General features: G+C 62.8%; 14 protein-coding genes. 10 read left to right on the top strand and 4 right to left on the bottom strand.

The window, feature by feature from the left end; genetic code table 11:
* Nucleotides 1-146 precede the first annotated feature (146 nt).
* Complete coding sequence (locus tag IB262_RS06540; RefSeq protein WP_112975634.1) at nt 147-2,363, bottom strand: transglycosylase domain-containing protein; 2,217 nt, start codon at nt 2,361-2,363, stop codon at nt 147-149.
* Between the two features lie 152 nt (nt 2,364-2,515).
* Here IB262_RS06540 and IB262_RS06535 point away from each other — a divergent pair, with 152 nt between their 5' ends.
* Nucleotides 2,516-2,983 (top strand): YcgN family cysteine cluster protein, encoded by a 468-nt coding sequence (locus IB262_RS06535; protein ID WP_034789489.1) that lies wholly within the window; start codon nt 2,516-2,518, stop codon nt 2,981-2,983.
* A 72-nt stretch (nt 2,984-3,055) separates the two neighbouring features.
* On the opposite strand, the gene IB262_RS06530 is transcribed toward IB262_RS06535, so the two are convergent.
* The 3 genes from IB262_RS06530 to IB262_RS06520 form a co-directional block, all read right to left on the bottom strand.
* Nucleotides 3,056-3,394, bottom strand: a complete 339-nt coding sequence (locus IB262_RS06530; RefSeq protein ID WP_034789357.1) for an MmcQ/YjbR family DNA-binding protein — start codon at nt 3,392-3,394, stop codon at nt 3,056-3,058.
* A 314-nt stretch (nt 3,395-3,708) separates the two neighbouring features.
* Nucleotides 3,709-3,849, bottom strand: coding sequence for a hypothetical protein (locus IB262_RS06525; RefSeq protein ID WP_164475066.1), 141 nt, complete (start codon nt 3,847-3,849; stop codon nt 3,709-3,711).
* A 90-nt stretch (nt 3,850-3,939) separates the two neighbouring features.
* On the bottom strand, nt 3,940-4,137 hold the full coding sequence (locus tag IB262_RS06520) for a hypothetical protein (RefSeq protein WP_143556326.1): 198 nt from the start codon (nt 4,135-4,137) through the stop codon (nt 3,940-3,942).
* A gap of 519 nt (nt 4,138-4,656) precedes the next feature.
* Between IB262_RS06520 and IB262_RS06515 the strand changes: the two genes are divergently transcribed.
* The 9 genes from IB262_RS06515 (at nt 4,657) to IB262_RS06475 (ending at nt 13,822) form a co-directional block, all read left to right on the top strand.
* Nucleotides 4,657-4,911, top strand: coding sequence for a hypothetical protein (locus IB262_RS06515; protein WP_034789359.1), 255 nt, complete (start codon nt 4,657-4,659; stop codon nt 4,909-4,911).
* A gap of 140 nt (nt 4,912-5,051) precedes the next feature.
* Nucleotides 5,052-5,723, top strand: a complete 672-nt coding sequence (gene feuP, locus IB262_RS06510; RefSeq protein WP_034789361.1) for a two-component system response regulator FeuP — start codon at nt 5,052-5,054, stop codon at nt 5,721-5,723.
* A complete protein-coding gene (locus IB262_RS06505) occupies nt 5,713-7,098 on the top strand; it encodes a HAMP domain-containing sensor histidine kinase (RefSeq protein WP_034789363.1) in 1,386 nt (461 codons plus the stop codon). Before feuP ends, IB262_RS06505 begins: the two co-directional genes overlap by 11 nt.
* Nucleotides 7,099-7,335: 237 nt before the next feature.
* The gene (locus IB262_RS06500) at nt 7,336-7,776 is read left to right on the top strand and encodes a membrane protein (RefSeq protein WP_034789364.1); all 441 of its coding nucleotides are present in this window, start codon (nt 7,336-7,338) and stop codon (nt 7,774-7,776) included.
* A 130-nt stretch (nt 7,777-7,906) separates the two neighbouring features.
* Entirely contained in the window at nt 7,907-9,049 is a 1,143-nt protein-coding gene (ccmI, locus tag IB262_RS06495; protein ID WP_192493483.1) for a c-type cytochrome biogenesis protein CcmI, read from the top strand.
* On the top strand, nt 9,046-9,498 hold the full coding sequence (gene ccmE / locus IB262_RS06490; protein WP_112975632.1) for a cytochrome c maturation protein CcmE: 453 nt from the start codon (nt 9,046-9,048) through the stop codon (nt 9,496-9,498). Before ccmI ends, ccmE begins: the two co-directional genes overlap by 4 nt.
* Nucleotides 9,495-11,483, top strand: a complete 1,989-nt coding sequence (locus IB262_RS06485; RefSeq protein ID WP_192493482.1) for a heme lyase CcmF/NrfE family subunit — start codon at nt 9,495-9,497, stop codon at nt 11,481-11,483. Before ccmE ends, IB262_RS06485 begins: the two co-directional genes overlap by 4 nt.
* Nucleotides 11,480-11,935 carry a cytochrome c-type biogenesis protein gene (locus IB262_RS06480; protein ID WP_060516204.1) on the top strand — a complete coding sequence of 152 codons (456 nt, stop codon included), beginning with the start codon at nt 11,480-11,482 and terminating at the stop codon, nt 11,933-11,935. The genes IB262_RS06485 and IB262_RS06480 overlap by 4 nt, the downstream gene beginning before the upstream one ends.
* A gap of 327 nt (nt 11,936-12,262) precedes the next feature.
* Entirely contained in the window at nt 12,263-13,822 is a 1,560-nt protein-coding gene (locus tag IB262_RS06475) for a Do family serine endopeptidase (protein WP_060604088.1), read from the top strand.

Here is a 13,822-nt window from a genome sequence, read left to right as displayed (position 1 = left end):
ACCGGATATGGTCCTGCGGCTCAGCACCGCCGCGTTGACACCCTATGTCGCCGAAATCCGCGCCCGGCGCAACGGCGACCGCGTCGCCGGTCCCGAACCCGACACCGCAACCGCGAAGCGGAAGAAGAGTGGACATGCCCGAAACGTCAGTTGCTGGCGGCATCGGGCTGCGCCTGTGCGGACCGTGGTTCTTCATCCGCGCCGAGAGAGGCAAGCTTGCCGCCGGCCTTCTCGGGCGCCTTCAGTGCGGGGGCCTTTTCGAAGGTCTCGCCGATGCTGCGCAGCAGCCGGGTGACATCGGTCGAAAGCGAGCGTGGCCGCACCAGCGGCGGCAACGCGTTTTCGTCCGGCTTCGCGGTTGCCAGCTGCGGCGGCTGCTTCGCCGGCGCCGTCGGCGCGGTGATCCCCGGGATCGTCCGGTGTTCGATGCCCTGTTCGGCGTAGTCCATCAGCCGCTTGAAGGTCATCGCCGGCAACGAGCCGCCGGTCATGTTGTTGGTCGAGGTGTAGTCGTCGTTGCCGAACCAGACCGCGGTCGTATAGTCGCCGGTGAAGCCCACGAACCAGGCGTCGCGATAGGCCTGTGTTGTGCCGGTTTTGCCGCCGACGACGATGCCGTTGTCGAGCGCGGCCTTGCGCGCCGTACCGATGACCGGGATCTGCGTCAGCATGGAGTTCATCGACGTATTGGCGGTTTCGGAGAGGATGCGCCGGGCCGGCGGCTCGTCACGTCCGAAATCGTAGAGAATGTCGCCGTCATAGTTGAGGACCTGGCTGATCCCGTGCCGGCGTGACTGCATGCCACCGGCTGGGAAGACCGCGTACGCCGTCGCCTGGTCGAGCACGGTTACTTCCGAGGTGCCGAGCGGCATGGTCTTGTCCGTGCGGATCGGCGTCTCGATGCCCATGTCCTTGGCCGTCTGGGCGATCAGGTCAGTGCCGAGCTTGTCCTTGGCGAGGCGCACGGGAATGGTGTTGATCGACTTGGCGATGGCCGTCAGGATGGTGATGCGGCCGGCATAGCTGCGGCCATAATTCTGCGGCGACCATCCGCGCCAGGTGATCGGCGCGTCGACGACAACCGTTTCCGGCGTCATGCCCTTTTCCATCGCTGCCGCGTAGGTATAGACCTTGAAGGAAGAGCCCGGCTGACGCAGGGCCCGTGTCGCACGGTTGAACTGGCTCTCGCCATAGTCGCGGCCGCCGACCATGGCCCGCACGGCGCCGCCGTTTTCGACCATCACCAGCGCACCCTGCTTCACGCGGAAGCTCTCGCCATATTGGCGCAGGCTCGATTCCACCGAATCTTCAGCGGCATTCTGCAGGCCCATGTCGATCGTGGTGCGCACGATCAGCGAATGCTGTGCGAAGGGGCGGGCGATGCGCTGGACTTCGTCGAAAGCCCAGTCGAGGAAGAAGTCGGGCGCCTTCACCTGGGCGCGGTCGATGACCGTCGCCGGGTTGAGGCGTGCGGCGATCACCTGGCCTTCGGTCATCAGGCCGCCCTGGACGAGGTTGGTCAGAACCTCGTTGGCGCGTCCGCGTGCGGCCGGCAGGTTGACGTGCGGGGCGTAGCGGGCTGGCGCCTTGAAGAGGCCGGCAAGCATCGCCGACTCGGCAAGGCTCACGTCGGTGATCGACTTGCCGAAATAGAACTGGGCCGCGGCTGCCGCACCGAAGGTGCCGCCGCCCATATAGGCGCGGTCGAGATAGAGCCGGAGGATTTCCTTCTTCGACAGGTTGCATTCCAGCCAGACGGCGAGGAAAGCTTCCTTGATCTTGCGCTCGATCGTCCGCTCGTTCGACAGAAAGAGGTTCTTGGCGAGCTGCTGCGTCAGTGTCGAACCGCCCTGGACGACGCCACCGGCGCGCGCATTTTCGGTCATGGCGCGGGCAAGGCCGAGGAAGTCGATGCCCCAGTGGTCGAAGAAGCGCCGGTCTTCGGTCGCCAGTACCGCCTTGATCAGATGATCGGGCAGCTCGTCGATCGGTACGGAATCTTCGTGGATGATGCCACGATGGCCGATCTCGTTGCCGTAACGATCGAGGAAGGTGACGGCGAAATCGCTCTGGGCACGCCAGTTGCCCTTGGTTTCCTCGAAGGCCGGAAGGGCGAGCGCCAGCATCAGCACCGAACCGACAGTGCCCCAGTTCATGCCTTCGCCGAGCACCTCAAAGACGGCTTTTTTCCAGCCCGTGACGCGGAAGCGGCGGAAGAAGATGGTGGTGTCTTCCCACCATTGCCCCAGCTTGAAACCGGCATTCCAGACTGAGGAATCGATCCAGGAGTCGATCCTGAGAAAGATGTGCCGTTTCTTCGGCCGATTATCGTCTTTCCTCGGTTCCCGCACGGTCTCAACCACCTGAAGGCTCTACGGCATCATGCCGGCGCCATGTAATATTTGCACGGCGTCAAATTCCAATCTACTTGCATATCGCGCCGCCGGCCTTAAAAAACCGGTAATTTTCTGCGAAATTTCTGTATCGCGAGCGATTTGACGAAAGTGTGATGACGATGGGCGAAATGCCTTTCTGGAAGGCGAAAAGCCTTGAAGACATGACCGATACCGAGTGGGAAAGCCTCTGTGACGGCTGCGGCCTCTGTTGTCTCAACAAGCTCGAGGATTGGGACACCGGCGAGATCGCCTGGACCTCGATCCGCTGCACGCTTCTCGATGGCGAGAGCTGTCGCTGCAAGGACTATCCCAACCGCCAGGCGACGGTGCCCGACTGCATCCAGCTGACGCCGAAGGCCGTGCGCGAGATCACCTGGCTGCCGCCGACCTGCGGCTACCGGCTGGTGGCTGAAGGGCGCGATCTCTACTGGTGGCATCCGTTGATTTCGGCCGATCCGGAAACGGTTCACGCCGCGGGCATTTCCGTCCGTGGCCGCACCGTTGCGGAAGACGGCATCGACGTCGACGACTATGAGGATTATCTCGTCACCTGGCCGCTGGAAGTGGGGCAGGAAAACGTGGAGTGACAAGGGGTTAGTCGAGGCGGCGGAATCGCTTTGGCAGTGCGGCGCCCGCGAGGTCGTTCGGCCGCGACGCCTCTAATGGCTGCCGCCGTTCTTCTTGACGAGGCTCTTCGGCGCAACGTTGCGCCACGCCGTCTCCATCGACTGCCGCACGAGATCCTCGTCGGCCTGGACGAAATAGAGTGAGGTCCAGCCACGGTCGCCCCAGCCGCCGGGCACCGCGGCGCAGACGCCGGGTTCCATCTCCAGAAGCATGCGCTGCTGATCCGGTGTGAACTTGAAAACGGCGCGCCCGGCTTCCGGCAGGCTCATGAAAATACGCTTCCCAACGCGGAAATCTCGCGTTCCGAAATGCGCATTTTCCTCCGTTCCAGGCAGGCTCAGCGCGAGTCTTTCGATCTCTTCCGTCAGCATGAAGAAAGATTAACATGCTTTTGCCGAATGGCAAAAAGGCTGAAAATCACTACAAAAAATGCAAGGGGTGTCCTTGAAGCGCGGGCTCGAGAAGGGCGCTGGCGGAGCCTGATCGGGCTGCCTTTATGGCCTTTGCGGTCAGTGGTCGATCACCCGCGGCATAGGGCCGGAAACGCCGCGACCGGCGGTGGTAGGCTCACCGCCGGTTCGCTACGGAATGTCGAAAAACGCCTAAAACAGGCGCTGTCCGACGACAATCTATGGAAATGGAAGTGCATGCCCGGTGGCGCCTACACGCGCCAATCAGGCAGGCCTCATTCGGCCGGTGCGACCGGCTTCGGCGTTGCCTCGCTCGCGGCGCGCATCTCACGCCATTCGCTCTCGAAACGGTCGAGCAACGATTGCGGTACTTTGGACTGCTGAGATGCGGGCTGGTTGTTTGCGAGCGTCTGCATGCGATCCTCCCGGGTTCTGTGACGGTTTCATGATGTAAGGTGTGGCGGACAATTTCACATCGCAAAGGCTTTGTAAATCAGTGGCTTAAATCATTTAAACGATTGAAAAATCTTTAAATCGATTAATTTTTCGTTTATACACAGCACGCATCGCGCCCGGACGTCAACAGGTTTAAGTTGCAGGTATTTTTGAAGTAATTTGCGCGCATAGATTGCGGCGAAGGGCCAGCCGTTTCGCGGCCCTTTATTAACAGAGAAACGGTGCTGCGGCGTGATCGGTGCCGTCATGACGGATTGCGTCGGCAGGTTCGAAGGACGCGATGGCTGAGCCTTGTTCGGGAGCGGCGCCGACGACCTGAATCAGTTTCTGAGATGTTTGATTCACGCTGCGAGCAACAGCCGCCAAAGGATTCAAAAGAATCGAAAAAATGCGTGCGCAGCCATGCCGCGCTTGATCGGGAACGGGTTCTTTCGGGCTAGCGCATGCCGGCGAAGAGATGCTAGCGAAACATGCTTAACGAAAGCTGACCGTTGGCTGGCGTCGTCTGGTGGCCTTGGGTTCCGGGCCGTGTTCCTCGCGTGATTGCGTCGCTAAAACTGTCGCAGGAAGCGGCTATGGCTTGGCAAGGGAATGAGCAATGCGGGTTTCCACCGGGGAAGAATCGCCGCAATCTAAGGTCGGAATTCGGGGAAGGTAATGCGTTTCCCGGTAGTGCCTGCCGGTCCAAATGGCCGACATTCATTTGCCATTCAGCCTCGTTCGGTTATTGCTTCTGCCATGATGCTTCCCAAGTCGAAAGTGCGTTCATGTCTTCACCAGTGATCATAGCCGCGCTTGCTGCAGGCCTCGCCGGCTTCAGCCCGCCTGCGATCAGCGTGCCGTCGGATATTGTCGTTCGTGTGTCCGGCGATTGCAGCGCGGCTGCAGCGCAGGTCGTTGCCGACACTGGTGGCGAGTTGCTGTCGGCACAGCCGACGTCCGATGGCCAGTGCGTGATCACCGTGCTTGTTCCTGGCAATGGCGGTAGGCCGAAGAAGGTCACCGTCAAGGTGCCGATGTAGGCTATCCCTGCAGCGCCGCGTGCCGTATCAGGCGTACGAAGGTCGCTGTAGCACTTTGAATGGCTGCATGTTCTTATCCTTAAATCAGCCAGATTTGGCGAAGCATGCAGCAGGATGGCCGCGAGAGGAAGTAAAGACGGATGCGCATTCTGATTGTCGAGGACGACGCCAACCTGAACCGGCAGCTCGCCGAGGTGCTGAAGGAGGCCGGCTACGTCGTTGACCAGGCCTATGATGGCGAGGAGGGGCACTATCTCGGCGACGCCGAGCCCTATGATGCCGTGATCCTCGATATCGGCCTGCCGGAAATGGACGGCATCACGGTCCTTGAGAAATGGCGCGGCGACGGCAAGACCATGCCGGTTCTGATCCTGACTGCGCGTGATCGCTGGAGCGACAAGGTGGCCGGCATTGATGCCGGCGCCGACGACTATGTTGCCAAGCCCTTCCACGTCGAAGAAGTTCTTGCCCGCATCCGCGCCCTGATCCGGCGCGCCGCCGGCCATGCGAGCTCGGAGATCGTCTGCGGCCCGGTCCGCCTCGACACCAAGGGTTCCAAGGCAACGGTCGATGGCGTCGCATTGAAGCTGACGTCGCACGAGTTCCGGCTGCTCTCCTATCTCATGCACCACATGGGCCAGGTCGTTTCGCGCACAGAATTGGTCGAGCATATGTACGATCAGGATTTCGATCGCGATTCCAATACGATCGAAGTGTTCATCGGCCGGCTGCGCAAGAAGATCGGCAACGATCTGATCGAAACGGTGCGCGGTCTCGGATACCGAATGCAAGCGCCGGGCAATGGCAATTAGATCGCTCACCGCACGCGTTCTGGTGGTTTCCACCGTCTGGGCGGTGGTGGCTCTCGTCGTGATCGGCGTAGTGATTTCCGAGCTTTATCGCCAGGGCTCCGAGCGCGGTTTCAAAGACCTGCTGCGCGCCCAGCTCTTCAACGTCGTCAACTCGATCTCCGTCAACGAGAGGACGGTGCTGTCGGGCAGCCCGCAACTTGGCGACCTCCGGTTTTCGCAGCCGCAGACCGGCTGGTACTGGATCGTCGATCCGATCGGTGAGTTCGATACGCCGCCCCTGATCTCGACCTCGCTCGGCAATGGCAAGCTACCGATCGCCAGCGTCGACGAGGTGCCGTTCGATACCGGCTATGTCCGCTTCTACACCACCAAGGATCCCTTCGGGAACGAGGTCGAGGTCTCCGAGACCGAGGTCGTTCTCGACATCCAGGGCCATACGGCGCGCTTTCGCGTGGCGGGCAACCGCGACGTGCTCGAGGCCGATATCAACCGCTTCACCCGCAACCTGACGATCGCGCTCTCCATCTTCGGTCTGGGCGGGCTCGGGGTCAACGCGCTCACCATTCTCTTCGGCCTGAGGCCGCTCGATGAGGTCCGGCGCTCGATGGAAAAGATCCGTGCCGGCGAAAGCGAACGGTTGGACGGCGCTTTCCCGCGTGAGATCCAGCCGCTCGCCAACGAGGTCAATGCCCTGATCGACAGCAACCGCCGCATCGTCGAGCGCGCCCGCATGCAGGTCGGCAATCTTGCCCATTCGCTGAAGACACCGATTGCGGTCCTGCTCAACGAGGCCCGGGTGCTCGAGGCATCGCATGGCGAGCTGGTGCGCACTCAGGTCGATGCAATGCAGACCCAGGTTCAATCCTATCTGAGCCGCGCCCGGATTGCGGCGCAGCGCGAGTCCGTGCTGGCGCGGACCGAAGCGCAGCCGGCGCTCGAACGCCTCGTGCGCGTCATGCGCAAGCTCAATCCGGAAAAGCAGGTCCATCTGTCGATCAACCCGCCGGGACTGGTTCTTGCCATGGAGCTGCAGGACGTCGAGGAGACCGTTGGCAACCTGCTCGAAAATGCCGCCCGCCACGCCCGTGGCGAGGTGTGGCTGAATGTCAGGCCTGCACCGAGCGAGGTTCATGCCAAGGAGCCCGGCCGGCAGTGGATCGTTCTCGACATCGACGACGACGGGCCGGGGCTCAATCCCGACCAGATCGCAGTGGCGATGAAGCGCGGCAAGCGGCTCGACGAAAGCAAGCCCGGGACCGGGCTCGGTCTTTCGATCGTCAGCGAGATCGTCCGGGAGTATCAGGGCACCATCACCCTGTCGCGACGGGACGAGGGAGGGTTGCGTGCGGAACTGGTTTTGCCGGCGGCCGTTTAGAGGGTGATGAGGAAATGCGTGGTTCCGGCGTCGCTCGCTTGCGAATCCATCGTGATTTAGGGGTCACACCCGTGCTTGAAAATGTCACACCCGCAGGGCTCGCCGTTGCCTCGGCACGCGGGGAATGCCAAAAGAAAATCAAGGACTAGTCGTCATCGTGCTCGAATGGAACGAGCTTAAGAATGCGGCTTCGGATAGGATGATTGAGTGTCGCGGATCATGAGGAACCAGGCAGAAATGACACGGGCTATTGTCGTCGGCGGCAGGATCGTTGTGATCGCCTCGGCCGTCGCGCTTGCCGGATGCGGCACGACGGGCAGCAAGGGCGCGGCCGCCGGCCTCGGCTCGACGGCAACGCGTGGTGCGACCTCGACCAATTACATCGCGGCACTCCAGGGTGGGGTGATCGCGCGTCTCACCGATCTCGACATCGGGACATCCGACCGTCAGCGCGCTCTGGAAGCGGAGTACCGCGCACTTGAAGCGGCCCCCGGTGGGCAGCCGGTGACCTGGGACGGGCGCGGCGTCAACGGTTCGGTCGTTGCGGCCGCTCCCTATCAGGTCGGGTCGCAGAACTGCCGCCAGTATAGCCACACGGTTACCGTCAAGGGACAGCCGAAGACGGCGCGGGGTGCTGCCTGCCGCAACCCGGACGGCAGCTGGACACCGCTGACCTAAGGCGTAGCCGGCCGGGCTCTCCCGGATGTGCTCAGGCGGATCGAGCCGCCGTTGCGGCGAAACGCCTCAAATCTCCGTCATAAGGGGTTTTCGAGTTGGAATGGCATGGGGGCCATAGTATTGAGCTTCCATGTTGTTCTGGATCCTCGTCGCCACTCTGACGGCGGCTGTCGCTGTCGTGCTCATCCTTCCGCTGCTGCGGGCGGGGGAAGCGCCGTCGTATCCCCACAGCCATGATGTCGAGGTCTATCGCGACCAGCTCGAAGAGTTGAAGCGGGACCAGGATAGCGGCCTGATCGGCGGCGACGACGCCGAGCTTGCGCGCGCCGAAGTTGCGCGCCGGCTGCTGGCTGCTGGCGAGAGCGACAGTGAGGCGACTGCGGCTGCCGCGCCGCGCCGCGGTGTCAGCCGCCTGGCCCAGGCCTTCGTGCTTCTCTGTCTTCCGGCCGTCGGCCTCTGTCTTTACTTGCTGACGGGCAGCCCGGGAATGCCGGCGCAGCCGCTGGCCGCACGCCTGGCCGATCCCAATGGCGACATCAACATCCTGATTGCCAAGGCCGAGAACCACCTGGCGGTAAACCCGAATGATGGCGCCGGCTGGGACCTGCTTGCGCCGATCTACATGCGCAACGGCCGTGTCGAAGATGCGGTCGATGCCTATGACCGGGCGATCCGCCTGCTTGGCCCGACGCCGGCACGTCTCGGCGGCTATGCCGAGGCGATGGTCGTGCAGTCCGACGGCGTCGTGACGAGCAAGGCGCAGGACGCGCTGAAGCAGGCGCTGACGCTCGATCCCAATGACCCGCGCTCGGAATTCTATCTTGCCCTCGGCCTCAAGCAGGAAGGCAAGAGCGCGGAAGCGCTGACTGCCTTCAACCGACTGGTCGCGACATCACCCGCCGACGCGCCCTGGCTGCCGCTCGTCAAGCAGCACGTGGCAGAACTGGGCGGCGCCGGCGCCACCAGCGCTGCAGCGCCCGGCAATCCAAGTGCCGATGACGTGGCCGCCGCCGAAAGCATGAGCGCCGGCGATCGCCAGGAAATGATCCGGGGCATGGTCGGCAGCCTCGAAAGCCGGCTGAAGGAAAATCCGGATAATCTTGAAGGCTGGGCGCGTCTGATCCGCTCCCATGTTGTCCTTGATCAACGAGACAAGGCACTGGCCGCGCTAAGGGAGGGCCTGAAAACCTTCCCGGCCGATGGCGACGGCGGCAAGCAGCTGCTGGCGCTGGCGCGTGAGCTCGGGATTGCCACCGACGGAGTAACGCAATGACGCGCAAACAAAAAAGACTGGCGATCATCGGCGGCGGTGTCGGCTTCCTGGTGCTTGCAGCCTTCCTCGTGATGTTCGCCTTCAGCCAGGCGATCGCCTATTTCTATGTGCCGAGCGACCTCGAAAAGGCCAACGTACCGCCGGGAACCCGCATCCGCCTCGGCGGTGTCGTCGAAACCGGCTCCGTCAAGCGCGGCGACGGCAAGACGGTCACCTTCACCGTCACCGATACGCTGAGCGGCGTGCCGGTCACCTATACCGGCATCCTGCCTGACCTGTTCCGCGAAGGGCAGGGCGTGGTGACGGAGGGGACCTTCGTTGCCGGAAGCCCGGTCTTCGTGGCCGATTCCGTTCTCGCCAAGCATGACGAGACCTATATGCCCAAGGATGTCGCCGACCGTTTGAAGGCGCAGGGTGTCGAGCTCAGCGGGAAGGAAACCATCAAGTGATCATCGAGCTCGGACACTACGCTCTGGTTCTGGCGTTGGCGACGGCGGTCATTCAGGCCGCCTTACCGATCCTTGGCGCACGATTGAACGATCGCGGCCTGATGGAACTCGCATCCAGCGCCGCCGTCGCCTGCTTTCTGCTCGTCGCTTTCGCTTTTACCGTCCTCACCTTCGCCTATGTGACCTCGGATTTCTCGGTCCGCAACGTCTGGGAAAACTCCCACTCGCTGAAGCCGCTGATCTACAAGATCTCGGGCGTCTGGGGGAACCATGAAGGCTCGATGCTGCTGTGGCTGTTGATCCTGACGTTCTTTTCGGCGCTGGTTGCCGCCTTTGGGCGCAACCTGCCGGAGACGTTGAAGGCAAACGTACTCGCCGTGCAGGCTTGGATCGCGATGGCCTTCGCGCTCTTCATCCTGCTGACGTCCAATCCGTTCGCTCGGCTGATGCCCGCGCCGGGCGAGGGCAAGGACCTGAACCCGATCCTGCAGGACGTCGGCCTCGCCATTCATCCGCCGTTGCTCTACCTCGGCTATGTCGGTTTTTCGGTCTGCTTCTCCTTTGCCATCGCGGCCTTGATCGAGGGCCGCATCGACGCCGCCTGGGCTCGCTGGGTCCGTCCCTGGACGCTTGCCGCCTGGACCTTCCTCACCGCCGGGATCTCCATGGGTTCGTACTGGGCCTATTACGAGCTCGGCTGGGGTGGTTGGTGGTTCTGGGACCCGGTCGAAAACGCCTCCTTCATGCCGTGGCTCGCGGGGACGGCGCTTTTGCACTCGGCGCTGGTCATGGAAAAGCGCGAGGCGCTGAAGATCTGGACCGTGCTGCTTGCGATCATGACCTTCTCGCTGTCGCTGCTCGGCACCTTCCTCGTGCGTTCGGGTGTCCTGACTTCGGTCCACGCCTTCGCCACCGACCCGACGCGCGGCATCTTCATCCTCGCCATTCTCGTCTTCTTCATCGGCGGTGCGTTCACGCTCTTCGCCCTGCGCGCCTCGCACCTGAAAGCCGGCGGCATCTTCGCGCCGATCTCGCGTGAGGGTGCGCTGGTCTTCAACAATCTCATCCTGACGACGGCGACCGCGACGGTCCTGACCGGCACGCTCTATCCGCTGGTGCTCGAAGCGCTGACCGGCGACAAGATCTCCGTCGGGCCGCCCTTCTTCAACATGACCTTCGGCCTGTTGATGCTGCCGCTGCTCTTTGCGGTGCCTTTCGGCCCGCTGCTTGCCTGGAAGCGCGGCGACCTTGCTGGCGTTTCGCAGCGGCTCTTCGCAGCGGTTGCCATCGGCCTGCTCTTCGGCGTCACCTACTATTACTTCATGAATGGCGGCCCGGTTCTGGCGCTCTTCGGCATTGCCCTTGGCGTCTACATGATTGTCGGTTCGTTGACGGACCTGGCGCTGCGCTCCGGCCTCGGCAAGGTCGCAGGCAACGTGGCCTGGCGGCGCTTCTCCGGCCTGCCGCGTTCGGCTTTCGGTACGGCGCTTGCGCATATCGGCCTCGGCGTCACCCTGATCGGCATCGTCGCTGTCACGGCCTTCGAGACCGAAACCGTGGTCGAGATGAAGCCCGGCATGACGGTGGATGCCGGTGGCTACACCCTGCGCTTCGACGGCATGCGCAATGGCAGCGGCCCGAACTATTCCGAGGAGTCCGGCCACTTCACCATCAGCCGCGGTGGCGTTGCGATTGACGACGTCTGGTCTTCGAAGCGTCTCTACCAGGCGCGCCGCATGCCGACGACCGAGGCGGGCATTCGCACCTTCGGCTTGAGCCAACTCTACGTCTCGCTCGGCGATCAGATCAGCGAAGGCGGCATCGTCGTGCGCATCTGGTGGAAGCCGATGATCCTGTGCATCTGGGGCGGTACCCTGTTCATGATGGCGGGTGGTTTCGTCTCCTTGAGCGACCGCCGCCTGCGCGTCGGCGCGCCGGCCAGGGCCAAGCGACCGAAGGCGGTGCCGGTGGGAGCTGCGGAATGAACCGTCTGCTCCTGGCACTCCTGCTGTTGCTCGCGCCTGTCAGCTCGGCCTTTGCCGTCAACCCGGATGAAGTGCTTGCCGATCCCGCGCTTGAAGCGCGGGCGCGGGCGATCTCGGCGGAACTGCGCTGCATGGTCTGCCAGAACCAGTCGATCGACGATTCCAACGCCGAGCTTGCCAAGGACCTGCGCGTGCTTGTACGCGAGCGGCTGGCGAACGGCGACAGCGACAAGGCCGTCATCGATTACGTCGTGTCCCGGTATGGCGAATTCGTACTGCTGAAGCCGCGCTTCGAGACGAAGACCCTGATCCTCTGGGGCATGCCGGCGACCCTGCTTCTCGTCGGGGCGATTACCCTCGTCATCGCCTCTCGCCGTCGCGGCGCCCAGCCAAAGGGGACGCCGCTTTCCGAGGACGAGAAGGAAAAGCTGAAGAAGCTGCTTCAGCCTTGATGCAGCGCTCGCCGAACGCGCATTCGTTGGACCGGCTTCAGCACTAATCTCTTGATATCGCTTGAGATCCCTGCCGGTGGCGGGCAATGCCGTTCGCGCCAACGCGCAGTCCCCGGCAGGCCTTTGGCCGAGCCCGGGCCAGCTCTTCACAACATTACCAAAAATTCATTTTCCGGACAGAACTCAGTAAGGTCCCATCCGTTACATCTTTCGTCATCGGCTGTTCCTCCAGTCAGCCAAAACGAATTCCGCCTTCCCTGAGGCGGCTTCGCAACCAGGTTTCGGTGCCGTCTCCGATGGCATCTAGGAAGAGAAAAGGCAAAACGGATGTTTACGACCAAATCCCTGCGTCCCTCCCTCAAGACCGTTCTGAAGACCTCGACCATCGCCGGCCTTGCCGCCGTCATGCTGACCTCGGGTCTGCCGGCAAGCATCTCGCAATCCTTTGCCGATCCGGTGAAGGTGGAAGCGCCGTCGGTGCCGAGCTTTGCCAATGTCGTTGATGCCGTTTCGCCGGCCGTCGTTTCGGTGCGCGTCCAGTCGCGCGTCAACCCGGTGGCCGAAGATGGCGGCGACTTCAGCTTCGATTTCAACGGTCGCGGTTTCGACGATCTGCCCGACGATCACCCCCTGAAGCGCTTCTTCAAGGAATTCGGTCCGCGCGGCGATGACCGTGCCGACCGCGGCCCCAACCGCCGTGGCCCGCATGGCGAAGGCCGCCTGCGTCCGACCGCTCAGGGCTCCGGCTTCTTCATCTCCGAAGACGGCTACCTCGTCACCAACAACCACGTCGTTTCCGACGGTTCGGCCTTCACGGTCATCCTCAACGACGGCACCGAACTCGATGCCAAGCTGGTCGGCAAGGATAGCCGCACGGATCTCGCCGTGCTCAAGGTCGATGACAAGCGCAAGTTCACCTATGTCGGCTGGGCCGATGACAGCAAGGTCCGCGTCGGTGACTGGGTCGTTGCCGTCGGCAACCCGTTCGGTCTCGGCGGCACGGTGACCTCCGGCATCGTCTCGGCGCGTGGCCGCGATATCGGCTCCGGCCCCTACGACGATTACCTGCAGGTTGATGCGGCGGTGAACCGCGGCAACTCGGGCGGTCCGACCTTCAACCTCTCCGGTGAAGTCGTCGGCATCAATACCGCGATCTTCTCGCCGAGGGGCGGCGGCAACGTCGGTATCGCCTTTGCCATCCCGTCGACCGTTGCCAAGGATGTCGTCGCCGACCTGATCAAGGACGGCTCGGTTTCCCGCGGCTGGCTCGGCGTGCAGATCCAGCCCGTTACCAAGGACATCGCCGAATCGCTCGGCCTTTCGGAAGCAAGCGGCGCGCTCGTCGTCGAACCGCAGACCGGCTCGCCGGGTGAAAAGGCCGGCATCAAGAAGGGTGACGTCGTAACCGCGCTGAACGGCGACACGGTCAAGGATCCGCGGGACCTTGCCCGCAAGGTTGCGGCAATCCGCCCGGGCACCACGGTTGATCTGGCCCTGTGGCGCGACGGCAAGGCGGAAACCGTCAAGCTCGAAATCGGTACGCTGCCCAAGGACGACAAGGACGCTGCCAAGAGCCAGGACGACCAGTCCGAAGAAGCCCAGCCGTCGAGCGAGCAGGCACTGGCCGACCTTGGCGTCTCTGTCGTGCCGTCTGATGATGGCAAGGGCGTCACCATCGCCTCGGTCGACGAAGACTCTGATGCCAGCGATCGCGGCCTGAAGCAGGGCGAAAAGATCGTCTCGGTGAACAATCAGGAGGTGAAGTCCGCCGACGACATCCTGAAGGTCATCAATACTGCCAAGAAGGACGGCCGTAGCAAGGCGCTCTTCCAGATCGAGGCCGACAACGGCAGCCGCTTCGTGGCCCTTCCGATCGACAAGGGCTGA

This window comes from Ensifer sp. ENS02 (genome assembly GCF_014851885.1).
Taxonomy (GTDB): domain Bacteria; phylum Pseudomonadota; class Alphaproteobacteria; order Rhizobiales; family Rhizobiaceae; genus Ensifer; species Ensifer adhaerens.
The sequence above is the reverse complement of the archived record's forward strand: the minus strand, read 5'-3'. Positions and strand labels throughout refer to the sequence as shown.